The organism is Mesorhizobium sp. M0968 (genome assembly GCF_040319065.1).
In the GTDB taxonomy this organism is placed as follows: Bacteria; Pseudomonadota; Alphaproteobacteria; order Rhizobiales; family Rhizobiaceae; genus Mesorhizobium.
Genome location: NZ_JAMYNL010000006.1, coordinates 55439 through 80231, shown reverse-complemented (window position 1 = coordinate 80231; position 24793 = coordinate 55439). Strand labels below are relative to the sequence as shown.

The following is a 24793-nucleotide window of genomic DNA, read 5'->3' as shown; positions in this document are numbered from 1 at the left end:
ATCATAAGCGTCGCAATAGAAGCGCCGAGACTACAGCCAGCCCCTTTCTCCCCGTCACTATACGGGGAGAAATGTCCGGTAGGACAATGAGGGGCGGCACCGACTTCGGCAATTGGCCTGGGGCGATTGCCTTGGGGGCACCTTCAGACACAATGGTCGTCCTCAAGGAGGGTAAAGCCTGATGGGCGCCTACATACTGCGCCGCATCCTTTTGATGATCCCGACCCTGTTCGGCATCATGGCGGTGTCATTTGCCGTCATCCAGTTTGCTCCAGGCGGGCCGGTCGAGCAGGTCATCGCCAGGCTGACCAACCAGGGCGGCAGCGATCGCCTCGGCGGCGGCGGGGGTGATGCCGGCGGCGCCAATTTCGATGTCGCCGGCGACGTCGGCTCGAAATACCGCGGCGCGCAAGGGCTCGACCCGGAATTCATCAAGAAACTGGAGAAGCAGTTCGGCTTCGACAAGCCGCCGCTCGAGCGCTTCGGCATGATGCTGTGGAACTATCTCCGCTTCGATTTCGGCGACAGCTACTTCCGCGACATCTCGGTGCTCGACCTGATCCTGGAAAAGATGCCGGTGTCGATCTCGATCGGGCTGTGGATCACGCTTTTGTCCTACCTGATCTCGATCCCGCTCGGCATCCGCAAGGCGGTCAAGGACGGCTCCACCTTCGACGTCTGGACCAGCGGCGTCGTCATCGTCGGCTACGCCATTCCTGGGTTCCTGTTCGGCATCTTGCTGATGGTGCTGTTTGCCGGCGGCTCGTTCTGGGACTGGTTTCCGCTGCGCGGCATCACCTCCGACAATTGGGACCAGCTGTCTTGGCCGCAGCGGATCGTCGACTATTTCTGGCATATGACCTTGCCGCTGACCGCGCTGGTATTGTCGGCCTTCGCCACGACGACGCTTTTGACCAAGAATTCCTTCCTCGAGGAAATCCGCAAGCAATATGTCGTCACCGCCCGCGCCAAGGGCCTGTCGGAGCGGCAGGTGCTTTATGGCCACGTCTTCCGCAACGCCATGCTGATCGTCATCGCCGGTTTTCCCGGTGCTTTCATCTCGGCGTTCTTCACCGGCTCGCTGCTGATCGAGAACATATTTTCGCTCGACGGCCTCGGCCTGCTCGGCTTCAACTCGGTGGTGCAGCGCGACTATCCGGTGGTGTTCGCCAATCTCTACATCTTCTCGCTGCTTGGCCTGTTCGTCGGGCTGCTATCCGACCTGATCTACACCTGGGTCGATCCGCGCATCGATTTCGAGCGGAGAGACGTCTGATGGCGCGGACCATGGCCGAAACGGCGCCGGCTCGGATCGCGCGGCCCTTTCTGTCGCCGCTCAACCAGCGGCGCCTGCAGAACTTCAAGTCCAACCGGCGCGGCTACTGGTCGTTGTGGATATTCCTGTTCCTGTTCGTGCTGTCGCTGGTTTCGGAATTGGTCGCCAACGACAGGCCGATCATCGCCTCCTACAAGGGCGAGATCCTGTTTCCGGTCCTGGTCGCTTATCCCGAGGAGAAGTTCGGCGGCTTCTATGCCGTCACCGACTACCGCGACCCGGTCATCCAGGACGAGATCAATGCCAATGGCTGGATGATCTGGCCGCCGGTGCGCTACTCCTACCAGACCGTCAACAACGCTATTCCCGAAGCAGCACCGACCAAGCCGTCCTGGCTCTACGACAAGAAGACGCGCTGCAACCAGTATCCGAAAGGCGAGGCAGACCCCAATTGCAACGTCGGCAACTGGAACTGGCTGGGCACCGACGACCAGGCCCGCGACGTGCTGGCGCGCGTCATCTACGGCTTCAGGATCTCGGTGCTGTTTGGCCTGATCCTGACTGCCGGCTCGGCGCTGATCGGCGTGGCGGCCGGCGCTCTGCAGGGCTATTTCGGCGGCTGGACCGATCTTCTGTTCCAGCGCTTCATCGAGATCTGGTCGGCAATACCGGTGCTGTATCTGCTCCTGATCGTTGCTGCCATCCTGCCGCCCGGCTTCTTCATCCTGCTCGGATTGATGCTGCTGTTCTCCTGGGTGGCACTGGTCGGCGTGGTGCGGGCCGAGTTCCTGCGCGCCCGTAACTTCGAATATGTCAATGCGGCGCGTGCGCTCGGCGTGTCCAACGTCACCATCATGTTCCGGCATCTGCTGCCCAACGCCATGGTGGCGACGCTGACCTTCCTGCCCTTCCTGCTCAGCGGCTCGATCTCGACGCTGACCTCGCTCGACTATCTCGGCTTCGGCCTGCCGCCCGGCGCCGCGTCGCTGGGTGAGCTGTTGAAGCAGGCGCAGCGCAACCTCAACGCCCCCTGGCTCGGCATTTCCGGCTTCGTCGTCATCTCGCTGATGCTGTCGCTGCTGGTCTTCGTCGGCGAGGCCACCCGCGACGCCTTCGATCCGCGCAAGACGTTCAGATGAGCGACACCCCGCTGCTTTCGGTCCAGGATCTCAGCGTCGCCTTCACGCAAGCCGGCGACCAGTCGATGGCCGTCGACCATATTTCCTTCGACCTTGCCAAGGGCGAGACGGTGGCGCTGGTCGGCGAATCCGGCTCCGGCAAGTCGGTCACCGCGCTGTCGGTGCTGAAGCTGCTGCCCTATCCGACCGCCAGCCACCCGTCGGGAAGGATACTGTTCCTCGGCGCCGACCTGCTTGCCGCCGACGAGAGAGACCTGCGCCGCGTGCGCGGCAACAAGATCACCATGATCTTCCAGGAGCCGATGACCTCGCTCAACCCGCTGCATACGATCGAGCAGCAGATCGTCGAGGTATTGAAGCTGCATCAGGGCCTGGGCGATCGCAAAGCCAAGGCGCGCACGCTGGAACTTCTGCACGAGGTCGGCATCCGCGAGCCGGAGAAGCGGCTTGACGCCTATCCGCACCAGCTTTCCGGCGGCCAGCGCCAGCGCGTCATGATCGCCATGTCGCTGGCCAACGAGCCTGAACTTTTGATCGCCGACGAGCCGACGACGGCGCTCGACGTCACCGTCCAGGCGCAGATCCTCGAGCTGCTCGCCGGCCTGAAAAGCCGCAAGAACATGTCGATGCTGTTCATCACCCACGACCTCGGCATCGTCAGGAAGATCGCCGACCGGGTCTGCGTGATGACCAAGGGCAAGATCGTCGAGACCGGCCCGACCAAGGAGATATTCGCCAATCCGCAGCACGCCTACACGCGGCATCTGCTTGCCGCCGAGCCGAAAGGCAAGCCGCCGGCGGCCAACCAGGCCGCCAAGCCGGTGATGGTCGGCAAGGACGTCAAGGTCTGGTTTCCGATCAAGAAGGGCTTCTTCCGGCGCACCGTCGACAATGTGAAGGCGGTCGACGGCATCGACGTCACCGTGCGGGCCGGCCAGACACTTGGCGTCGTCGGCGAATCCGGCTCAGGCAAGACGACGCTCGGCCTGGCACTGGCCAGGATGATCTCGTCGACCGGGACCATCCAGTTCAACGGACGCGGCATCGATCAGCTGTCCTTCAACGAAATGCGGCCGTTGCGGCGCGAGTTGCAGATCGTCTTCCAGGATCCGTTCGGTTCGCTCAGTCCACGCATGTCGGTCGCCGAGATCATCGAGGAAGGGTTGAAGATCCATGAGCCGAAGCTGTCGCCTGATGCGCGCGACGAGCGTGTCGTCGACGTGCTGAAGGAAGTCGGCCTCGATCCGGCGACGCGCAACCGCTATCCGCACGAATTCTCCGGCGGCCAGCGCCAGCGCGTCGCCATCGCGCGCGCCATGGTGCTCAACCCGCGTTTCGTCATGCTGGACGAGCCGACCTCGGCGCTCGACATGAGCGTGCAGGCGCAGGTCGTCGACCTCTTGCGCAGCCTGCAGGCCAAGCACGACCTCGCCTACCTCTTCATCAGCCACGATCTGAGGGTCATCCGCGCGCTCGCCAACGAAGTCATCGTCATGCGCAATGGCAGGATCGTCGAGGCCGGTCCTTCCGAACAGATTTTCGGCAAACCGCGGACCGACTATACAAAGGCGTTGATCTCGGCCGCCTTCAAGATCGAAACGGCGCCGGTCGGCATCGTCAGCGAGTAGATTTTCGCCAGAGATCATGCACAAAATCAAAACGCAGCCGCGCCTTGCGCGTCGGGACGCGAACGCTGTTGGTAAAAAGGGAAAAACAATCCGCAATGGAAAAAGGCCGCATCCTGCTTGCCCTCACCGGTATTCATCCGCTGCGCTGGCGCGAACTGCTGTCGGCGGAGCGCGAGGTGGTGCTCGAGCCGAACGGCGCCGGCGATCCCTCGATCACCTATGCGGTGGTGTGGAAACAGCGGCCGAACCTGTTGTCGTCGCTGCCCAATCTGCGCGCCATCTTCTCGATCGGCGCCGGCGTCGACCACATCTTCGCCGATCCCACCTTGCCCGACGTACCGGTCGTCAAGGTGGTGGCCGACAACCTGACCCAGTACATGACCGAATACGTCGTCTGGCGGGTGCTCGACCACCATCGCCAGGGCATGCTCTACCGCGCCCAGCAGCAGAAGAAGATCTGGCATGAACCGCAGCAGCGGCCGGCCAGCGACATCTCGGTCGGCATTATGGGGCTCGGCACGCTTGGACGCGCGGCGGCATCGGTGCTGTTGTCGCTCGGCTTTCCCGTCAATGGCTGGTCGCGCAGCGATCGGCCGATGCAAGGTGTCTCGACTTACGCGGGCGAGGCCGGCCTGATCCCGTTCCTAAACGCCACCGACATCCTGGTGGTGCTGCTGCCGCTGACGCCACAGACGCACGGTATCATCAACCACGGCGTGCTGAAGGAGCTGCGCAAGCGCAACGGCCTCGGCGGCTCGGTGCTGATCAATGCCGGGCGCGGCAGGCTGCAGAAGGACGCCGACATTTTGCGCGCGCTGGACGACGGCACGCTGAAGGAGGCCAGCCTCGACGTGTTCGAGGTCGAGCCGCTGCCGAAGACCAGCCCGCTATGGAGCCATCCGAAAGTGTTCGTGACGCCGCATGCGGCGGCAACTTCCGATCCGGTCCACCTGGCGCCGATCATGCTGCGCCAGATGGACGCCTTCGAGCGCGGCGAACCGCTGGAAAATGTGGTAGACCGCAACGCCGGGTATTAGAGCGCCGCTTTCCAGTCTCAGCCCCAGCCGAGCGGCACGTAGTCGATCTCCATAAACGCCGCGACCTCGGGGATCCAGCGGTCGCGGACGAAGGCGACGTGGTCGGGATGGTCGTTGTAGCCGGAATAGGCCCGCTGATCGGCGAACTCCATCGAGAAGCCGAAGCGGTAGTCGTTCTTGGGACTGACCTGCCGCAACTGCTCGAAATGTGTGACGCCCTTTATCGCCGTAAGAATCCTCTTGGCGTCGGCGAGGAACCGTTTTTCCTCGAGCGAATGCGGCGGGTGTTTCAGCGTGAACACGACGGTGTGACGGATCATTCTTTGCTCCTGCGATGTCTTCGTGTCACGCGCTGTCGGCCCAGGCGAGGATGAGGTTGTAGGCGATCGCCCCCTTCGGCGGTGTCACCAGGCCGCCCGGATGCTCGCGGGCCAGCATCGAGAGCACCTCGTCGCGAAAGAACCAGCGGCAATCTTCCAGCTCGTTGAGGTCGGGCTGGATATCGTCGTTGAGCGGTTCGCCGAAGCAGCCGATCATCAGCGAATAGGGGAACGGCCAGGGCTGGCTGGCGTGGTAGACGACGCGGCCGAGCCTGATGCCGGCTTCCTCCAGCGTTTCGCGCCGCACCGCCGCCTCGATCGTCTCGCCCGGCTCGATGAAACCGGCGAGCGCCGAATACATGCCGGGCCCGAAATGCCGGCCGCGGCCGAGCAGGCATTTTTCGCGTGTTGCCGTCAGCATGATCGCCACCGGGTCGGTGCGCGGAAAGTGCTCCGTACCGCAGGCCGGGCAATGCCGCTTGTAACCGCCCGCCCGCATCTCGGCTTCGGTGCCGCATTTGCTGCAGAAGCGATGGCTGGCATGCCAGGCGAGCAACGCCGCCCCTTGCGCCAGCGCGCCGGCCGCCGCTTCGTCGATCAGCCCCTGCATATAGACCGAGCGATAGTCGATCGCCTTGATCGTCTCGGGAAGCTGCTCGGGCTCGACCCCGGCCGGCACGGCCAGCACCGGGCCGCTTTCGGAAAAACCGAGCAGGACGCCGTTCTCGAGCGATGCTTCGAGCGGCCGGCATTCGGCCACGCCGAACCAGGGGTCGAATGCGCCTTGCGCAAGCTTCAGATAGAGCCGGCCGCCACGCATCAGCAAAAGCCGCGCCGAGGGATCGGCGAGTGCGTTTTCGACGGAATCGTCGGCGCGGTTTTCGGACTGCCGGTCGATAATGTTGCCGGCGAAGCCGACGAACTGGCTCGGCTCGCGCAAGGGCGCGTCAAACAGGCGAAAGCTCATGCAGACTCGGGAAGGTTCAAGGTGGACACGGGAGAGGCTTATAGCGCTGCCTTGATCTTTTCCGCAAACTTGCGAAGGTCGGAGCGCTGATAGGGCTCGCGCAGGCCGTGCCCCCACACCGGGCCGGGCCAGCCGGGATCGCCTTCCGAGCGGGCAATGACGTGTACATGCAACTGGCGCACGATGTTGCCGAGTGCGCCGGTGTTGATCTTGGTGCAGCCGGTCACCCGCTTCAGCGCCAGCGCCACCATGTTGGTCTCGAAGGTCAGCATCGCCTGGTCCAGCGGCGTCATGTCGTGGATTTCCTCGATGCCCGGCCGCTGCGGCACCAGCAGCAGCCATGGCCAGCGGCGGTCGTTCATGACGCGCAATTCGCACAGGCCGAGCCACATCAGCTGTTCGCTGTCGGCTTCCAGCTGGGCGTCAAGCGTGAATCCGGCCTTGAGGCCCGGCAGCATCGGCGTTTCCCACACTTTTTGACGTTTTTTGACCTCCATCGACGCTAGAGCGGCTTCCGAAGGGCCGCAAGGGGCAGCAAGCAACATTGGCCGTCGCGGCGCTGATTGTGCGCGAAGAAGTGAGGGCCCGGGCAAATTGCATCAGGTTGGCGCTGCCCCGCCGAGGCCGACGATTTTGATCGCGGCCACATTTTGTTCTTGCTTTGTGCCGGCAGCTATGCTACTAATCTCGCTATGGTGATTATTCGCACCAACGACCCGCCCGCCGAGGCGGGTTTTTGGTTTCAGCTTTCGCCGTCGCTCAAGGCCCCTATCATCCGCACTTGCATTTCATCGCCGGATTGCCGATATGGAGGCTGGGAGGTTGGTGGTGGACGGTCCACTCGCCAACCGGGTCAGGTCCGGAAGGAAGCAGCCCTAACGAGCCCGGAACGGGTCATTGTTCCAGCCTCCCGCCTCTTCGCCTTTTGCCCCGACATTGACGGCGCCAAGCCGTACGGGCGAAACTATGCGCAGGAATCGGCCGCCTCCAGTGGCAGCCCTTGGAGCTTAACGGGCGAATGAGCGAAGCCGGAAACGACGCCGGGAAATCGAACAAGCCTGCCGCCTATCGCGTGCTGGCGCGCAAATACCGACCGTCGAATTTCTCCGAACTGATCGGCCAGGAGCCGATGGTCCGCACGTTGACCAATGCCTTTGCCACCGGCCGCATCGCCCAGGCCTGGATGCTGACCGGCGTGCGTGGCGTCGGCAAGACGACGACCGCGCGCATACTCGCGCGGGCCCTGAACTACAAAACATCGACCGTCGACCAGCCTTCCGTCGACCTTGCCGTGCTCGGCGAGCATTGCCAGGCGATCATGGAAGGCCGGCATGTCGACGTCATCGAGATGGACGCCGCCTCGCATACCGGCATCGACGACATCAGGGACATCATCGAGCGTGTGCGCTACGCCCCGGTGTCGGCGCGCTACAAGGTCTACATCATCGACGAAGTGCACATGCTTTCCAACCAGGCCTTCAACGGCCTGCTGAAGACGCTGGAAGAGCCGCCGCCGCACGTCAAGTTCATCTTCGCCACCACCGAAATCCGCAAGGTGCCGATCACCGTCCTGTCGCGCTGCCAGCGTTTCGACCTCAGGCGCATCGATGCGGCAATGATCAAGGCCGACCTTGCCAGGATAGCCGGTCTGGAGGGCATCGAAGTCGAAGACGATGCGCTGGCGATGATCGCGCGCGCGGCCGAAGGCTCGATGCGCGATGCGCAGTCGATCCTCGACCAGGCGATCGCCCATGGCGGCGGCGCGGTCAGCGCCGAAGCGGTGCGTGCCATGCTCGGCCTTGCCGACCGTGCCCGCATCGTCGACCTGTTCGAACATGTCATGAAGGGAGACGTCGCCGCCGCACTTGCCGAATTCCGTGCCCAGTACGATACCGGCGCCGATCCTGCCGCGGTGCTGACCGACCTTGCCGAGTTCAACCATCTGGTCACCCGTCTGCGTTTCGTGCCGGCTGCCATCGACGACGCCTCGCTGTCCGAGGACGAGCGCCGGCGCGGCGCCGATTTCGCCAGCACGCTGTCGGTCAAGGTGCTGTCGCGGACGTGGCAGATCCTCTTGAAAGGTATTCCCGAGGTGCAGACCTCCAACCGCCCGGTCAGCGCCGCCGAGATGGTGCTGATCCGGCTGGCCCATGCCGCCGACCTGCCGACGCTGGACGAGGCGCTGAAATCGCTGGAGAACGGCGGCACACTGCCGGGCGCTGCGCCGCGCGCGAATGGCACGCCGGCAAGCCCCGGCCCCGCAAACCATGCGCCTGCAGGCGGTGGTGCCGGCGCCGTGGCGCAGGCGCGGATGCCGACGTCCAATGGCGGCGCCCAGACAATGCGCCTGGTCGAGACGATGCGCCTGGTCGAGGCCGAGCCCGTGCCGACCAACTTCGTTGCTCCGCCGGAGCCGGCGGTCGAGGCGCCGCCGGTGCCGGTGAAATCGCTGGCCGACATTGTCGCCCTTGCCGACGCCCAGCGCGACATGGCCTTCAAGGTGCTGGTGAAGCGTTGCGTGCGCCTGGTGCGCATCGAGCCCGGTCGTATCGACGTCAGCCTGACCGACGATGCGCCGAAGATGTTGCTCAATGATTTGACCGCCAAGCTGCGCGCCTGGACCGGCCGCAACTGGCTGGTGTCGCTGTCGAAGGACGAGGGCGGCCAGACCTTGGCCGAGATGGAATCGACAAAGCGCGAAAACGCCTTCCTCGATGCCAAGAGCGACCCGACGGTCGCCGCCATCCTGGCGCGCTTTCCCGGTGCCAAGATCATCGACGTGCGCATTCCCGATGCGCCGGAAGCCGACGAGGCCGAAGTGCCGGTCGAGCCGCCGGCCGACGACGACGAAACCTGAACAACCTGGACCAGCTGCAAAGGACAGTGCGATGAAAGACCTTCTCGGCATGATGGGCAAGGCAAAGGAAATGCAGGCCAAGTTCCAGGCCATGCAGGATGAGATCGCCACGCTGGAAGCCACCGGGCAGGCCGGCGGCGGCCTGGTCAGCGTGACGCTGACCGGCAAATTCGAGATGAAGTCGCTGAAGATCGACCCGGCGCTGTTCAAGGAAGACGAGGTCGAGATTCTCGAGGACCTGCTTCTCGCTGCCCACAACGACGCCAGGACCAAGGTCGAGCAGATCATGCAGGAGAAGACCAGGGCGCTGACCGCGGGCCTACCGATCCCGCCGGGAATGAAACTGCCGTTCTAAGGCTAGTGCATGTCGCGCAAAAGTGTGCAGCGGTTTTGCGATAACGACATGCATCAAAACAAGAACCTAAAGCGCGTCGCATGAGGCCGGTCGAACGCGACGCGCTAGTCAATCGGTATGCCGTTACAGTGGCCGAAGAGTGCAGCGGCCCAGTGCTCGCTCTACCGCCAACTGTGTCTATTGGGCAACTCCCCACACTTAATAACGCTTTAGCCATCTTTTTGCCTGAAAGTGTCTCATTCTTGCCGCAACCAGGGGCGGGCTGGCAGCAGAATTGAGGGGACACCTGTTGATCTCTACCCGATGGAAGACGCCGTTGCGGCTCGGCGTCGTTATCTCGCCGCTGTTTTTGGCCGCTTGCAGTCAGACCGCCTCGCACGGCATGTCCAGCCTGACCGATGCCATTACGCCGAGTTTCCTGAGCTCGCGCTCCTACAATTCCACGCCGAAGGAGAAGGAATGCCTGGAGCGGGCGATGTTCTTCGAGTCCAACCGCTCCAGCCGTGACGGCATGATTGCGGTCGGCACCGTGGTGATGAACCGGCTGCGGTCCGGCAATCACGGCAACACCATCTGCCAGGTCGTCGGCGAGCGCGGGCAGTTCGCGCCGGGCGTCATGACACGGCCGATGAATTCGAAGGCGATGCCCGACGTCGAGGAAGCCGCCGAGGCGGTGCTCAAGGGCGAGCGCAAAGCCAAGCTGAAGAACACCATGTATTTCCACACCGCCGGCCTGCGCTTCCCCTACAAGAACATGCACTACACCATGGTCGCCGGCGGCAATGCCTTCTATGAAAAGCGCGGCCGCAACTGGCAGCCGCTGCCGGACGAACCGGTGGTCGCCATGGCCCAGGCCAAGCCGCAAGCGCCTGCCGCTCAGGCCATACTTGTCGCCTCGGCGGAGCCGGCTCGCGAGGTCAAGCCGACATTTGCCAAGGCAACCTATGTTACCGCCGCCGCATCGCTGCCGGCAAAGCAGACAAGGGTGACCGCCGGAATGGCGACCCCGGAGAAGGCGACGGCGGAGAAGCCGATGCTTGTGGCGCTGCAGGAACCAATGCAGGAGCCGGATGCGGCCCGTTTTGGCGGAACCGCGAGCGAGCGGCCTGTCACCTCCTTCCAGGCCGCGCCGGCAGAGCCGACAATGTCGTTCGAGGCGACGCCCGAGAACACCGACGCCATCGGCGCGATGATCGCCGGCCAGACCCGGCCACTGGAAGAAAACTGAGGCGGCAGCACTGGCCGCGACGTCGGCCTTCCCTTCTCCCCTTGTGGGAGAAGGTGGCCTCGCGGAGCGAGGTCGGATGAGGGGTGCTCCAGCTTGGCATCAACGGCGCTCCGGCCAACACCCCTCAACCGTCTTGGCGCTGCGCGCCAATCCACCTTCTCCCACAAGGGGAGAAGGGAAGAGCGGAGCCCCTGGCCGCTCAACTGTTCCAAAGCGCGCGGAAAAATCCTAAACCGGTGCGATGTCGAAGCGAATCGCCGGTCCCGAGATCGAACGCCTGATCCAGCTGCTGGCCAAGGTGCCGGGGCTCGGTCCGCGTTCGGCACGCCGTGCCGCGCTCCACCTCATCAAGAAGAAGGAACAGCTGCTGGCGCCGCTCGCCGCCGCCATGGGCGAGGCGGTCGACAAGGTGCGCATCTGCTCGACCTGCGGCAATGTCGATACCTCGGATCCATGCATGATCTGCACCGACCCCCGCCGCGACCCCACTACGCTCATCGTCGTCGAGGACGTGGCCGACCTTTGGGCGCTGGAGCGGGCGACAGCCATGAACGTGCGTTACCATGTGCTCGGCGGTACGCTGTCGCCGCTCGACGGCATTGGTCCTGATGAGCTAAACATCCGTTCGCTGGTCGATCGCGTCGCCGGTGGCGAAGTCAAGGAAGTGATCCTCGCCGTCAACGCCACTGTCGAGGGCCAGACCACCGCGCACTACCTCACCGACCAGCTTTCCGGCTTCGACATCAAGGTGACGCGCCTGGCGCACGGTGTTCCGGTCGGCGGCGAACTCGATTATCTCGACGAAGGTACGCTGGCCGCAGCACTGAAGTCGCGGACAGTGTTTTGAGGCGAGCGGCGGGAAGGGTGCTTCTGTGATGATTGCATTCTGTCGCGCCCCCCTCTGTCCTGCCGGACATCTCCCCCTCAAGGGGGGAGATTGGCTGTCGCGCTGGCTTTCGCCAATCTTCAACGGTGCAAGGCTGGAGCAGAAATCGAAGCTGCCAATCTCCCCCCAAGTGGGGGAGATGTCCGGCAGGACAAAGGGGGGCGCGACAGAACGCCGAGCTCGCACACTAGCCTGCCTCTCGTTTCTAGCAGCCCTACTTGGGTTGATCCTCGCCACCCCCGCCTCCGCCGCAAAGATCGACGACCAGTTCCGCGCCTGGCTCAGCAACGACCTCTGGCCCGAAGCCAATGCCAAAGGCATCTCCAGGAAAACCTTCGATGCCGCCTTCGAAGGCGTCAAGCCGAACCTGAAGCTGCCCGACCTGGTGAAGCCGGGCGAGAAGGCGACGACGCCGCAGAAGCAGCATCAGGCCGAATTCGGTTCGCCGGGCGCCTATTTCGCTGAAAAGATAGTCCGAGCGGTGACCGCCGGCGGCCGCACCCGCGAGGCGACCAACGCCAGGACTCTTGCCGCGATCGAGAAACGCTACGGCGTGCCTGGCGAAGTGCTGCTGGCGATCTGGGGCCGCGAGAGCGGCTTCGGTGCGGCGAAGATGCCTTATGACGCCTTCGAGGTGCTGGGCACCAAGGCGTTCATGTCGACCAAGAAGGAATTCTTCCGCACCGAGCTCTTGGCTGCGCTCGAGATCGTCGAGCGCGGGCTTGCCCCGGTCGGCGCGATGAAATCGTCTTGGGCAGGCGCGCTTGGCCAGCCGCAGTTCATGCCGACATCGTTCCTCAAGCATGCCGTCGATTTCGACGGCGACGGCCGCACCGACATCTGGAATTCGACGCCCGATATACTGGCATCGATCGCCAATTATCTCGTCCATTATGGCTGGGTCAGGGGCCGCGGCTGGGGCTTCGAGGTGACTGTGCCGGACAGCGTCTCGTGCTCGCTCGAAGGTCCGGACCAGGGCAAGAAGATTTCCCAATGGGCTGATATGGGCATCAGGCGTGTGTCGGGTAAACCGTTCCCGGCGAGCGAACTGAAAGCCGAGGGCTTTCTTTTGATGCCGGCCGGGCGTAGCGGCCCGGCCTTCATCGTCACCCCCAATTTCTATGTGCTGAAGCAGTATAACACCAGCGATCTCTATGCCCTGTTCATCGGCCATGGCGCCGATCGCATCGCCCATGGCGACAGCAATTTCTCGGGCAATTGGGGCGCGGTCGGCGGGCTCTTCCGCTCCGACATCGCCGCCCTGCAGCGGGCGCTGGAAGCCAGGGGCTGCGATGTCGGCAGCGCCGACGGCCTGCCTGGCTTCAAGACGCGCCGCTCGATCGGCAAATGGCAGGCCAGCAACGGCCGTTCCGCTACCTGCTTTCCCGACGCCGACCTGGTTACCGCGCTGAAATAGCCGGATTTTCGCACCGCCGGTCTGGCCCAATCGACCGTTCTGCAAATGCTCGTTGCCGCGCTCGAAACCGCCGGATATGGTGAACCGGAACCGCACAAAAAATTGCCAAGACAACGGTCCGGGGATCACCGTTCGACGCGGCAAGAAATGCCACAACTCTGAGCCGGGAACTCAGGTCAACAAAAACAGGGAACAGTTAAAATGATGATGGAAAAGTTTGCTCTACGCTCCCGCTTCTTGCTCGCGGGCGCGGCCATGTCCGCGCTGCTTCTGGCCGGTGCGCCTGCCTTCGCGGTCACGCCCGCCGACACGCTGGTCGAGGGTTTCGCCATCGACGACATCATCACCATGGATCCGGGCGAAGCATTCGAATTGTCGACCGCAGAGGTCACCGGCAACACCTATGATCTTCTGGTACGCCTCGACCTCAGCGACACATCCAAGGTCAAGGGCGATCTCGCCGAAAGCTGGAGCGTCTCCGACGACGGCCTGACCTACACGTTCAAGCTCAAGCCCGGCCTCAAGTTCGCCTCCGGCAATCCGATCACGGCGGCCGACGTCGCCTATTCGTTCGAGCGCGCCATCAAGCTCGACAAGAGCCCGGCCTTTATTATCGGCCAGTTCGGTATCGATGGCGGCAACGTCACCGAGAAGGCCAAGGCCGTTGATGACACCACGTTCCAGTTCACGGTCGACAAGGCCTATGCGCCGAGCTTCGTCTTGAACTGCCTGTCGGCGACGGTCGCCTCGGTCGTCGACGCCAAGCTGGTCAAGGAGCATGTCGCGGCGGTCACGCCGAGCGCCGACTACAAATGGGACAATGATTTCGGCAATGCCTGGCTAAAGACCGGCTATGCCGGCTCCGGTGCCTTCAAACTGCGCGAATGGCGCGCCAACGAGGCCGTCGTGCTGGAGCGCAACGACAATTACTACGGCGAGAAGGCCAAGCTTGCCCGCGTCATCTATCGCAACATGAAGGAAAGTTCGGGCCAGCGCCTTGCGCTGGAAGCCGGCGACATCGACGTTGCCCGCAATCTCGAGCCGAACGACCTCGATGCCATTGCCAAGAATGCCGACCTCACCACCACCAGCGCGCCGAAGGGCACGGTCTATTACATCAGCCTCAACCAGAAGAACGCCAACCTGGCCAAGCCCGAGGTTCGCCAGGCCTTCAAATACCTGGTCGACTACGACGCCTTGAGCTCGACCATCCTCAAGGGCATCGGCGAGATCCATCAGACCTTCCTGCCCAAGGGCGTGCTTGGCGAGCTGGACGAGAATCCGTTCAAGCTCGACGTCGCCAAGGCCAAGGAACTGCTCGCCAAGGCCGGCCTCGCCGACGGCTTCAGCGTCACCATGGACGTGCGCACCGGCCAGCCGACGACGGGCATGGCGGAATCGATCCAGCAGACGCTGGGACAGGCCGGCATCAAGCTGGAGATCATCCCCGGCGACGGCAAGCAGACGCTGACCAAATACCGCGCCCGCAACCACGACATCTATATCGGCCAGTGGGGCCAGGACTATTTCGACCCGAACTCCAATGCCCAGACCTTTGCCAGCAACCCGGACAATTCGGATGAAGGCAAGACCAAGACGCTGGCCTGGCGCAACGCCTGGGACATCCCGGACTTGACCAAGCAAACCGAAGCCGCCCTGCTCGAGAAGGACGCGGCCAAGCGCGCCGCAATGTACCAGGATCTCGAGAAGAAGATCCTCGATACCAGCCCCTTCGTCATCATCCACCAGCAGCTGGAAGTGGCCGGCCTGCGAAAGAACCTCAAGGGTTTTGCGCTCGGCCCGAGCTTTGACACCAACTTCGTCGGCCCCGTCTCGAAAGAGTGACGCCGGGGAGTGATGCCGGCGGACGCGCCGTATGAGCGTAGTTGAAAGCGAAGTGACGGCAGGGCGCGGCGGCGCCCGCGCCGTTGCCGTGGCCTCATCTATCGCCCGGTTCCTGGTCATCGCGATAACGACCTATCTCGGTCTGCTCGCGGTGACCTTCTTCATCGGCCGCGTGATCCCGATCGACCCGGTGCTGGCGGTGCTCGGCGACCGGGCGCCGGCCAACGTCGTCGAACGAACGCGCCGCGAGATGGGACTCGACCTGCCGCTGGTCGAGCAGTTCTACATCTATGTCAAACATGCCCTGAACGGTGATTTCGGCACCTCGGTGCTGACCACCAATCCGGTGATGACCGATATCCGCCGCGCCTTTCCGGCGACGCTCGAACTGGCGACGTTGGGAACATTGATCGGTTCGGTGATCGGCGTGCCGCTTGGCGTGCTGGCCGCCGTGCGGCGCGGCAGCGTCATCGACCAGATCGTGCGCATCATCGGCCTCGTCGGCTATTCCGTGCCGATCTTCTGGCTGGGGCTGCTGGCGCTGGTGCTGTTCTACGCCAAGCTGCAATGGGTCGCCTTTCCCGGCCGGCTCGACGTCGTCTACGAATACACCTTCACGCCGATTACCGGCTTTTACCTGCTGGATGCACTCTGGCAGCGGCAGTGGGACGTATTTGCCGATGCCTTCCGCCACATCATCCTGCCGGCCTCGCTGCTCGGCTATTTCTCGCTCGCCTACATCAGCCGCATGACGCGCTCGTTCATGCTGAACGAACTCACCCAGGAATACATCGTCGCAGCGCGCGCCAAGGGCCTGTCGGAAACGCGCATCATCTGGGGTCACGCGCTGCGCAACGCCGCGGTGCCGATGGTCACGGTGATCGCTCTGTCCTATGCCGGGCTGCTCGAAGGCTCGGTGCTGACCGAGACAGTGTTTTCGTGGCCGGGCATCGGCCTCTACATCACCAACTCGCTGCAGAACGCCGACATGAATGCCGTGCTTGGCGGCACGATCATCATCGGCTCGGTCTTCATCGCCATCAATCTATTCTCCGACCTGCTCTACCGGCTGCTCGATCCAAGGACCAAGGCAGGATGAGGACCAAGGCAGGATGAGCACGGAAGCGATTCAAACCCGCCGCGACTGGCTGCTCAGCGAGCGGCCGGCGTCGCGCGTGCAGGCGAGGCTCGGCCGCGCCTATGTGGCGTGGCGGCGCTTTTCCGCCAACCGGCTGGCGTTTGCCGGCCTGCTCATCATCGTCGCCCTGCTGGTGGTCGCGGCATTCGCCGATGTGCTGGCGCCCTATTCGCCGACATTCGGCGACCTCAAGGGCTCGCGGCTCCTGGCGCCGAGTGCGGCGCACTGGTTCGGCACCGACGATCTCGGCCGCGATATCTATTCGCGCATCATCTTCGGCTCGCGCTGGACACTCTACGTCGTCATTCTGGTTGCCATCATCGCCGCGCCCATCGGCTTGCTGGTCGGCACCGTCGCCGGTTACGCCGGCGGCTGGACCGATGCGATCCTGATGCGCATCACCGACATCTTTCTCGCCTTTCCGAAGCTGATCCTGGCGCTGGCCTTTGTCGCCGCGCTCGGCCCCGGCATCGAAAATGCCGTGCTTGCCATCGCCATCACCTCGTGGCCGCCCTATGCCCGCATTGCCCGCGCCGAAACGCTGACGGTGCGCAATTCCGATTACATCAAGGCGGTGCAATTGATGGGCGCCTCGCCGTTTCGCATCGTGCTTCGCCACATCATGCCGCTCTGCATCTCCTCGCTGATCATCAGGGTGACGCTCGACATGGCCGGCATCATTCTGACCGCGGCCGGCCTCGGCTTCCTCGGCCTCGGCGCGCAGCCGCCGCTGCCCGAATGGGGCGCGATGATCGCGTCGGGCCGCCGCTTCGTGCTCGATCAGTGGTGGGTTGCGGGCGCGCCGGGCTTTGCCATCCTCATCGTCAGCCTCGGCTTCAACCTGCTCGGCGACGGCCTGCGCGACGCGCTCGATCCCCGAAGCGGTGACCAATGAGTGGCGACCAATGAGCACGCTTCTCGAAGTCGACGACCTGCGCGTTACCTTCCCGACGCGCACCGGCCTGATCGAGGCAGTGCGCGGCGTCTCCTTCTCGCTCGGCCGCGAGCGGCTCGGCATCGTCGGCGAGAGCGGTTCGGGCAAGTCGCAGACCGGCCGCGCCATCATGGGCGTCACCCCGCCGCAGGCCGAGGTGACCGCGAAGACGCTCGCTTTTGACGGCATCGACCTGCTGACCGCCTCGCCGCGCGAGCGCCGCGCGCTGCGCGGCAAGCGTATCGCCATGATCCTGCAGGATCCGAAATATTCGCTCGACCCGGTGATGAGCATCGGCCGCCAGATCGTCGAGACGCTGCGCACGCATGAGAAGGTCTCCAAGGCCGAAGCCCGCGACCGCGCGCTGGCCATGCTGGAGGCTGTGCAGATCCGCGATCCGGCCCGTGTCTTCGACCTGCATCCGCATGAGGTTTCCGGCGGCATGGGCCAGCGCGCCATGATCGCCATGATGCTGATCGCCGGGCCGGAGATGATGATCGCCGACGAGCCGACCTCGGCACTCGACGTCACTGTCCAGCTCGACGTGCTCGGCATCCTCGACCGGCTGGTCAGCGAGCGCGGCATGGGGCTGATCTTCATCTCGCACGATCTGCGCCTGGTCTCGTCCTTCTGTGATCGTGTCATCGTCATGTATGCCGGCAAGGTGGTCGAACAGCTCAAAGCCTCGGAGCTCGGCCGCGCCCAGCATCCCTATACGCGCGGCCTGCTCAACTGCATGCCCAAGATCGGCGCCGACCGTCACCCGCTGCCGGTGCTCGACCGCAAGCCGGAGTGGGCAGCATGACGGCAGCCCTTTCCGTCGACAGGCTTGAGGTGCTCTTCGACCGCTTCCGCGCGTTGAAAGGCGTCAGCCTCGAGGTCGAATCCGGTGAATCCTTCGGCCTGGTCGGCGAGTCCGGCTCCGGCAAGTCGACGTTGCTCAGGGCAATCGCCGGCCTGGCGCCGGCCGCATCTGGCACCATCGCCGTCAACGGCAAAACGCTCGGCGCGCGTCGCGACAAGGCGTTTTACCGCGAGGTGCAGATGGTCTTCCAGGACCCGTACGGTTCGCTGCACCCGCGCCAGACCGTCGACCGCCTGCTGCAGGAGCCGCTCGCCATTCACGGCTTCGCCGACGGCGAAAAGCGCATCCAGCGGGCACTCGACGAGGTCGGCCTCGGCACCGGGTTCCGTTTTCGCTATTCGCATCAATTGTCCGGCGGTCAGCGCCAGCGCGTGGCGATCGCCCGCGCCCTGATTCTGGAACCGTCGATCCTGCTGCTCGACGAGCCGACCTCGGCGCTCGACGCTTCGGTGCAGGCGGAGGTGCTGAACCTGCTGGAAGAGATCAGGCGCCGCCGCAAGCTGACCTTCCTGATGGTCAGCCACGACCTAGCCATCATCACCCACATGTGCGAACGGCTGATGGTGATGCAGAACGGCGAGGCGATGGAGAATCTGACCGCGGACGATCTTGTCGAACGCCGTGTCACCAAGGATTATACGCGCAATTTGCTGAGGGCCAGCGAGGGGTTCGTGCGGACGGCGTGAGTAGGCTTGCTTTCAATTCCCCGCGTCGTGTTCTTTCGCGCCCCCCTCTGGCCTGCCGGCCATCTCCCCCACGGGTGGGGAGATTGGCTGTCACCACTGATTTCGCCAATCGCCAACGTTATAGAAGGAACGCTGCCGACGAAGCTGCCAATCTCCCTCCTTGTGGGGGAGATGTCCGGCAGGACAGAGGGGGGCGCGAAGGAACGGGACTTGGCAACTTTGTGTCAGGTCGCCCGCCGGACGGGCAGGCCCAATCGCCCGCCGCCAGTGCCAACTTGAGGAAAACCTGAAATAAGCCCAGAAGAGTCTCAACAGCCATCAACGAGAGCGGGCGCCGGCCCGGTGAGGGATACGATGACAAATTCAGCCATTTCCGAACGCAAGAGCCAGTCGATTTCGCGCGGCGTCGGCATGACCACTCAGATCTATGCCGATCGCGCCGAAAACTCGGAGATCTGGGATGTGGAAGGCCGCCGCTATATCGATTTTTCGTCCGGCATCGCCGTCGTCAACACCGGCCACCGTCACCCCAGGGTGATCGAAGCGGTCAAGGCGCAGCTCGACCGCTTCACCCATACCTGCTACCAGGTCGTGCCCTATGAGAGCTATATCCGGCTGGCCGAACGGCTGAACGGCATGCTGCCCGGCAAGTTCGACAAGAAGACGATTTTTGTCACGACCGGCGCCGAGGCGGTCGAGAACGCGATCAAGATTGCGCGCAACGCCACCGGCCGGCCGGCGGTCATCGCTTTTTCCGGCGGCTTTCACGGCCGCACCTTCATGGGCATGGCACTCACCGGCAAGGTCGTGCCCTACAAGGTCGGCTTCGGCGCCATGCCGGCGGATGTCTTCCATGCGCCGTTCCCGGTTGCACTGCACGGCGTGTCGGTCGCCGATTCGCTGGCTGCGCTCGACCGGCTGTTCAAGGCCGATGTAGATCCGGCCCGCGTTGCCGCGATCATCGTCGAGCCGGTGCAGGGCGAGGGCGGCTTTTACGAGGCGCCGCGCGACTTCATGACCGCATTGCGCAAGATCTGCGATCAGCACGGCATGCTGCTGATCGCCGACGAGGTGCAGACCGGCTTTGCCCGCACCGGCAAGATGTTTGCCATGGACCACCACGAGGTGGCGGCCGACATCACCACCATGGCCAAGAGCCTGGCCGGCGGCTTCCCGTTGGCGGCGGTCACCGGGCGCGCCGAGGTCATGGATGCGCCGAACCCCGGCGGACTCGGCGGCACCTATGGCGGCAGCCCGATCGGCGTCGCCGCGGCGCATGCCGTGCTCGACGTCATCGACGAGGAGAAGCTCTGCGACCGGGCCAACACGCTGGGCAACCGGCTGAAGCAGCGCCTGCAAGCGATCCGCGACGAAGCCCCGGAGATCGTCGATATCAGAGGCCCCGGCTTCATGAACGCGGTCGAGTTCAACGATGTAACGAAGGGCCTGCCGTCGCCGGAACTCGCCAATGCGGTCCGGCTGAAGGCGCTCGACAAGGGCCTGATCCTGCTGACCTGCGGCGTCTACGGCAACGTCATCCGCTTCCTCGCGCCGATCACCATCCAGGATGGCGTCATGAACGAGGCGCTCGACATTCTGGAAAGTTCGATCCGCGAGGCCCGCGCCGCCTGAGCGGCGAGGATATCGCCTAGATTCAACTGCGCGAAGGCCGAGATAGGTGGCAAGCCGCCGTTCAACGCCCTATGCGAGCACGAAATTCGGCAGTCGAATTGGTGCGTGGAAACGGTTCGGAAGGCAACTGTACACCGAGAAAGGCACAAAGCGGCTCCCACCCTTCGGAGGCCTGATAAGTAAGAAGGCGTTCAGGTGGCAGCGTTGATTTCACGGAAGCGTTATGTGCTTCATAGACAGCGATTGCGTGATCACGGTTATCAAATCGACCGCCAAAGACAGTGTTTCCAACCACCGCCACACCAAAGGACTGTGGATCATTGGTAGCAGCATCCATCGTGAGCCCTATTGTTTGCGCCATGCTGTCATACCAGGCTTCCGGGTCACGAACTGTCAGGATAACCTTTGCATGAGGGTAGTGGTCACTCACTTCGCGCCAAAAATGCGCCGTTGGCCAATCGACCGCGGAAAGATAGCTGGCATATGCCGCATCCCAGGTCGGGAGTTGTCCCTGGCCGGCGGCGCGCCACAGCGCCTTCTGCTCGGGATTGGCGTGGACATCTGCCATGTGATGACACGGCCCGAACCCAAGATGCTCCAACGCGAGCTTCAGCGAATATGTGCCAGTGCGACCCATGCCTGCGCCAATGACATATAAAGCCATGAGCACCCCCCCGACGAATTTCAATTGGTCAAAATACCGCTGTTTCCTTTACTTCGCTATATGTTTTGAAGGTCAGCTCCCGGTCGAACTCGGTCATTCAGGGTGATTGGGTTTGATCTTATCCTGCCGCGCGGGCCGGCTCTGCCTGCTGGAAGGCGGCGAGCGCGGCCTTCAGCCCGTCGGGCCCGGTCGCGACAATCTGCGGCGACGGCGAAAAGCCGGCGCCGAGCATCTTGCGGCCAAGCATATGGTCGCCCGGCCGGTTGACCGACTCGATGCCGAGCAGCCGGCTTCCGGCATAGTGGTAGATGGAGAATTTGTTCTCGGCCACGTCGCCCAGCACGACATGGCTGTCGCCGCCCGCAATCAGGCCGACCATCTGCAGCTTCATGTCACCGATATCGGACCAGAACCACGGCACTGCCGAGTAATTGTCGGTGTGGCCGGCGATGGTGCGTGCGGCGAGCCGCGCCTGGTCAGTGGCGTTCTGCACCGATTCCAGCCGCACGTCGCCGCCGGTGAACCAGTGCCGGTAAGACGCCGCGTCGCCGATGGCGAGGATTTCCGGCACCGACGTACGCATCTGCTGGTCGACGCGGATGCCGTTGGCGATGACAATGCCGGCGGCTTCGGCCAGTTCGACATTCGGCACGACGCCGATACCGATGACGACCATCTGCGCCGGCAATCTTTCGCCGGATGAGGTGATTGCAGCCGAAACACGGCCGTTCTCGTCCTCCAGCCGTTCGATGGTGGTGCCGGTAAGGATGCGCACACCGGTGGCCTCCAGCCGCTGGCGCACATGGCCGGCGATGACCGGTGCCACGGCGCGGCCGAGCAACCGGTCGACCGCCTCGACCACCGTGACCTTGCGGCCTGCCGCGGTGAGCGTCGCGGCAATCTCCAGGCCGATGAAGCCGCCGCCGAGGATGACGACCTCCTCGCTTTGCGCGCTCAATTCGCGGATCAGGAGGGCATCGCCGAGCGAGCGCAGCGACACAACGCCGGAAAGCTCCGAACCCGGCAGCGGCAGCAGGCGCGGCCGCGCGCCGGTGGCGAGGATCAGCCGGTCAAACGGCAACACACCGCCGCCCGATATCTCCAGCCTGCGGCCGCCTACGTCGATCCGCTCGACCCGGATGCCTGGCCGGAAGTCGATGGCGCTGCCGGTATAAAAAGCCTCGCCGCGCAACGGCTGCGGCTTTGCTTGCTGATCCTTGATGAAGGTCTTCGACAGCGGCGGCTTGTGGTAGGGCAATTCGTTTTCGTCGCCGACCAGGATCACCGGGCCGTCATAGCCTTCTTCGCGCAGGCTGGCGGCCGCTTGCACGCCCGCATGACCCGCACCGACAATGACGACCCCGTTCTTCATAACAGCCCGATTCCTCATCCAAATCTAGGACGTCTCGCCAGGTGGCGATTGTCCGGCGCCGCCGCAAGAGCGCCGATCCGGGTCGCACCCGGAACGGCCGCCTGTCAACTGCGTCATGCGCCGGCATTCCTCATACGTCGGTGTTAAAGTTGACAGTTCTAGTTTAGAATAATTCTAAACTATTGTTTCAATTGAATTTTTTCTACGCCACCAGTTGACATCCGGCGTCTTCGCCGTTTTATGGAAGCTCGCGCGTCAGCGCATCCCTTTGATGTCTGGGCCTTGAACCCTTTCGATTGGAGGCATTTCGGTGTCTTTCTTCCGCGAACCGCGCGATGGCGCGACCCTTCTTTGCCCGCTGGCAGCTGCCCGCCGAGGCGCCGGCATTTCATTGATTCCCGAGGAGAGACAATCATGAGAACGATGATCACGGCACGGTATGGCGGCAGGCTTGCGGCGATCGGCGCCACCGCAATGCTGACGGCGGCCGTGTTCGTGCTGCCGGCCAAGGCGCAAACCGATGCCAAGGCGGTCATCAAGACCTATTCCGACATTGCGCTCGCCAAATACGAGGATTCGCTGATCGCGGCCGAGGCGCTCGACAAGGCTGTCGATGCGCTGCTCGCCAAGCCATCTGCCGAAACGCTGAACGCCGCCCGCGAGGCCTGGAAGGCATCGCGCGTTCCCTATCAGCAGACCGAGGTCTATCGCTTCGGCAATGCCATCGTCGACGACTGGGAAGGCAAGGTGAACTCCTGGCCGCTCGACGAAGGCTTGATCGACTATGTCGCCAAGAGCTACGGCACTGAGTCGGACGCCAACGCGCTCTACACCGCCAATGTGATCGCCAACAAGTCGATCGAGATCAACGGCAAGAAGGTCGACGCCACCGACCTGACGCCGGAGTTCCTCTCCGGCACCCTGCAGGAGGCCGGCGGTATCGAGGCCAATGTGGCGACCGGCTATCACGCGATCGAATTCCTGCTTTGGGGTCAGGACTTACACGGCACCGGTCCGGGCGCCGGCGAACGGCCCTACACCGATTACGACCTCGCCAATTGCACCGGCGGCAATTGCGACCGTCGCGGACAGTATCTGAAATCGGCGAGCGACCTTCTGGTTTCCGATCTAAAGGATATGGTCGACGACTGGAAGGAAGGCGGCGGCGCCCGCAAGACCCTTGTCGATGGCGAGCCGAACGCCGCCATTTCGACCATCTTCACCGGCATGGGCTCGCTGTCCTATGGCGAGCTCGCCGGAGAGCGGATGAAGCTCGGCCTCTTGTTGCACGACCCGGAAGAGGAGCACGATTGCTTCTCCGACAATACCTACAACTCCCATCTTTACGATGCGATCGGCATCCGTGCCGCCTATCACGGCAGCTACAAGCGGCTCGACGGCACTGTCGTCGAGGGGCCGTCGGTGGCCGACATGGTCAAGGCGGCCGACCCGGCGGTTGCCAAGGAATTGTCGGACAAACTGGACGTCACCGTCGCCAAGATGGAGGCCGTCAAGGCGCGGGCGCTTGCCGGCGAGGCCTATGACCAGCAGATCGGAGAAGGCAACACGGAAGGCAATGCCACTGTGCAGGCGGCGATCGACGCGCTGGTCGATCAGACCAAGTCGATCGAACGCGCCGTCGGTACCCTGAAGCTCAATGCGATAGCCTTCGAGGGCTCGGACAGCCTCGATTCACCGGACAAGGTGTTCCAATAGACTATCGAAACCACCAGCCACGCGACGCAGCGAAGCGCCGTTAGCCAGAGCGAAAAATGCTGATCTGCCATTGCAACATCATCACCGAAAAGGAGATAGAGCAGACGATCGTCGGACTGCTGGATGAGGACCCCTGGCAGCTGATCGTGCCGGCGAAGGTCTATCACGCCATGCACAAGCGCGGTCGCTGTTGCGGCTGCTTCCCAAATGTGGTCGAAACGATCATTCGGGTCACCGAAAATTACCATGCCCGCTCGGCGGCGAGTGGCGTGGACATCGTTTCACACCTGGATCGCGTCAGAGGCCTGCGCGTCCAATACGGGAGCAGAACCCATGAAAGGCGAACAGCAGATCATAGAGCGGCTTAACGAGGCTCTGTTTCTGGAACTTGGGGCGGTCAATCAATACTGGGTGCATTTCCGGCTGCTGGAAGACTGGGGATACGCCAAGCTAGCGAAGAAGGAACGCGCTGAATCGATCGAGGAAATGCACCATGCCGACCGGCTCGTGGCGCGCATCATCTTCCTCGAGGGCCATCCGAACCTGCAGTCCGTGGCGCCGCTGCGCATCGGGCAGAATGTCAAGGAAGTGCTCGAATCCGATCTTGCCGGCGAATATGACGCGCGCACCGCCTACAAGCGTTCGCGCGAGGTTTGTAACGAAGCAGGCGACTACGTGACGATGAAGCTGTTCGAGGAATTGCTGGCTGACGAGGAAGGTCACATCGACTTTCTCGAGACGCAACTCGACCTGCTCGCCTCGATCGGCGAAGAAAAGTACGGTCAACTCAACGCAGCGTCGGCCGACGAGGCGGAATAAGGACATGCCGGA

Annotated in this window: 23 protein-coding genes and 1 other RNA gene; 19 read left to right on the top strand and 5 right to left on the bottom strand. The window is 63.4% G+C overall.

Annotated features, from left to right (window positions below; genetic code table 11):
- The first annotated feature begins 181 nt into the window (after nt 1-181).
- The 4 genes from NKH67_RS12995 to NKH67_RS12980 all read left to right on the top strand — a co-directional run bounded on the left by NKH67_RS12995 (nt 182) and on the right by NKH67_RS12980 (nt 5080).
- Nucleotides 182-1276: a microcin C ABC transporter permease YejB gene (locus NKH67_RS12995; protein WP_023676860.1), complete on the top strand. Its 1095-nt coding sequence runs from the start codon at nt 182-184 to the stop codon at nt 1274-1276.
- Nucleotides 1276-2415: an ABC transporter permease gene (locus NKH67_RS12990; protein WP_353031028.1), complete on the top strand. Its 1140-nt coding sequence runs from the start codon at nt 1276-1278 to the stop codon at nt 2413-2415. The genes NKH67_RS12995 and NKH67_RS12990 overlap by 1 nt, the downstream gene beginning before the upstream one ends.
- Nucleotides 2412-4043, top strand: coding sequence for an ABC transporter ATP-binding protein (locus tag NKH67_RS12985; protein ID WP_353031026.1), 1632 nt, complete (start codon nt 2412-2414; stop codon nt 4041-4043). Before NKH67_RS12990 ends, NKH67_RS12985 begins: the two co-directional genes overlap by 4 nt.
- A 95-nt stretch (nt 4044-4138) precedes the next feature.
- Entirely contained in the window at nt 4139-5080 is a 942-nt protein-coding gene (locus NKH67_RS12980; protein ID WP_352470041.1) for a 2-hydroxyacid dehydrogenase, read from the top strand.
- A 17-nt stretch (nt 5081-5097) separates the two neighbouring features.
- Here NKH67_RS12980 and NKH67_RS12975 read toward each other — a convergent pair whose 3' ends face one another.
- Genes NKH67_RS12975 through NKH67_RS12965 form a run of 3 tightly spaced genes read right to left on the bottom strand, consistent with a single transcriptional unit; the run spans nt 5098 to nt 6825 of the window.
- Nucleotides 5098-5400, bottom strand: coding sequence for a Dabb family protein (locus NKH67_RS12975; protein ID WP_292662251.1), 303 nt, complete (start codon nt 5398-5400; stop codon nt 5098-5100).
- A 25-nt stretch (nt 5401-5425) separates the two neighbouring features.
- On the bottom strand, nt 5426-6367 hold the full coding sequence (gene nudC / locus NKH67_RS12970; protein ID WP_353031024.1) for an NAD(+) diphosphatase: 942 nt from the start codon (nt 6365-6367) through the stop codon (nt 5426-5428).
- A 38-nt stretch (nt 6368-6405) separates the two neighbouring features.
- A complete protein-coding gene (locus NKH67_RS12965) occupies nt 6406-6825 on the bottom strand; it encodes an HIT family protein (protein ID WP_023676868.1) in 420 nt (139 codons plus the stop codon).
- A gap of 359 nt (nt 6826-7184) precedes the next feature.
- Here NKH67_RS12965 and ffs point away from each other — a divergent pair.
- The 12 genes from ffs to NKH67_RS12905 all read left to right on the top strand — a co-directional run bounded on the left by ffs (nt 7185) and on the right by NKH67_RS12905 (nt 20210).
- An RNA gene (gene ffs / locus NKH67_RS12960) (signal recognition particle sRNA small type) lies at nt 7185-7281 on the top strand.
- Between the two features lie 104 nt (nt 7282-7385).
- The gene (locus tag NKH67_RS12955; protein WP_353031022.1) at nt 7386-9224 is read left to right on the top strand and encodes a DNA polymerase III subunit gamma/tau; all 1839 of its coding nucleotides are present in this window, start codon (nt 7386-7388) and stop codon (nt 9222-9224) included.
- Nucleotides 9225-9255: 31 nt separating this feature from the next.
- Nucleotides 9256-9579, top strand: coding sequence for a YbaB/EbfC family nucleoid-associated protein (locus NKH67_RS12950; RefSeq protein ID WP_352470044.1), 324 nt, complete (start codon nt 9256-9258; stop codon nt 9577-9579).
- A gap of 289 nt (nt 9580-9868) precedes the next feature.
- Nucleotides 9869-10807 carry a cell wall hydrolase gene (locus NKH67_RS12945; protein ID WP_352470045.1) on the top strand — a complete coding sequence of 313 codons (939 nt, stop codon included), beginning with the start codon at nt 9869-9871 and terminating at the stop codon, nt 10805-10807.
- 241 nt (nt 10808-11048) lie between these two features.
- Entirely contained in the window at nt 11049-11654 is a 606-nt protein-coding gene (gene recR, locus NKH67_RS12940; RefSeq protein ID WP_023676872.1) for a recombination mediator RecR, read from the top strand.
- 178 nt (nt 11655-11832) lie between these two features.
- On the top strand, nt 11833-13110 hold the full coding sequence (locus NKH67_RS12935; protein ID WP_353031020.1) for a lytic murein transglycosylase: 1278 nt from the start codon (nt 11833-11835) through the stop codon (nt 13108-13110).
- Nucleotides 13111-13311: 201 nt separating this feature from the next.
- Complete coding sequence (locus NKH67_RS12930; RefSeq protein ID WP_352770749.1) at nt 13312-14955, top strand: ABC transporter substrate-binding protein; 1644 nt, start codon at nt 13312-13314, stop codon at nt 14953-14955.
- 31 nt (nt 14956-14986) lie between these two features.
- Nucleotides 14987-16054, top strand: a complete 1068-nt coding sequence (locus NKH67_RS12925; RefSeq protein WP_352448583.1) for an ABC transporter permease — start codon at nt 14987-14989, stop codon at nt 16052-16054.
- A 13-nt stretch (nt 16055-16067) separates the two neighbouring features.
- A complete protein-coding gene (gene nikC / locus NKH67_RS12920; protein ID WP_352448584.1) occupies nt 16068-16988 on the top strand; it encodes a nickel transporter permease in 921 nt (306 codons plus the stop codon).
- 10 nt (nt 16989-16998) lie between these two features.
- Nucleotides 16999-17832, top strand: coding sequence for an ABC transporter ATP-binding protein (locus tag NKH67_RS12915; RefSeq protein WP_352470048.1), 834 nt, complete (start codon nt 16999-17001; stop codon nt 17830-17832).
- Nucleotides 17829-18578, top strand: coding sequence for an ABC transporter ATP-binding protein (locus tag NKH67_RS12910; RefSeq protein WP_352835360.1), 750 nt, complete (start codon nt 17829-17831; stop codon nt 18576-18578). Before NKH67_RS12915 ends, NKH67_RS12910 begins: the two co-directional genes overlap by 4 nt.
- 354 nt (nt 18579-18932) lie before the next feature.
- A complete protein-coding gene (locus tag NKH67_RS12905) occupies nt 18933-20210 on the top strand; it encodes a 4-aminobutyrate--2-oxoglutarate transaminase (protein ID WP_352455102.1) in 1278 nt (425 codons plus the stop codon).
- 61 nt (nt 20211-20271) lie between these two features.
- On the opposite strand, the gene NKH67_RS12900 is transcribed toward NKH67_RS12905, so the two are convergent.
- Together NKH67_RS12900 and NKH67_RS12895 are read right to left on the bottom strand one after the other, a co-directional pair.
- Complete coding sequence (locus tag NKH67_RS12900) at nt 20272-20874, bottom strand: sulfotransferase family protein (protein ID WP_353031017.1); 603 nt, start codon at nt 20872-20874, stop codon at nt 20272-20274.
- Nucleotides 20875-20992: 118 nt separating this feature from the next.
- The gene (locus NKH67_RS12895) at nt 20993-22246 is read right to left on the bottom strand and encodes an NAD(P)/FAD-dependent oxidoreductase (protein WP_353031015.1); all 1254 of its coding nucleotides are present in this window, start codon (nt 22244-22246) and stop codon (nt 20993-20995) included.
- 423 nt (nt 22247-22669) lie between these two features.
- On the opposite strand from NKH67_RS12895, the gene NKH67_RS12890 reads away from it, so the two are divergent.
- The 3 genes from NKH67_RS12890 to bfr are packed head-to-tail and all read left to right on the top strand — an operon-like array spanning nt 22670 to nt 24781.
- Nucleotides 22670-23962 carry an imelysin family protein gene (locus tag NKH67_RS12890; RefSeq protein WP_502893747.1) on the top strand — a complete coding sequence of 431 codons (1293 nt, stop codon included), beginning with the start codon at nt 22670-22672 and terminating at the stop codon, nt 23960-23962.
- Nucleotides 23963-24018: 56 nt separating this feature from the next.
- Nucleotides 24019-24330 (top strand): (2Fe-2S)-binding protein, encoded by a 312-nt coding sequence (locus NKH67_RS12885; protein ID WP_023676882.1) that lies wholly within the window; start codon nt 24019-24021, stop codon nt 24328-24330.
- Nucleotides 24296-24781 carry a bacterioferritin gene (bfr, locus tag NKH67_RS12880; RefSeq protein ID WP_023676883.1) on the top strand — a complete coding sequence of 162 codons (486 nt, stop codon included), beginning with the start codon at nt 24296-24298 and terminating at the stop codon, nt 24779-24781. The genes NKH67_RS12885 and bfr overlap by 35 nt, the downstream gene beginning before the upstream one ends.
- Nucleotides 24782-24793: the final 12 nt, after the last annotated feature.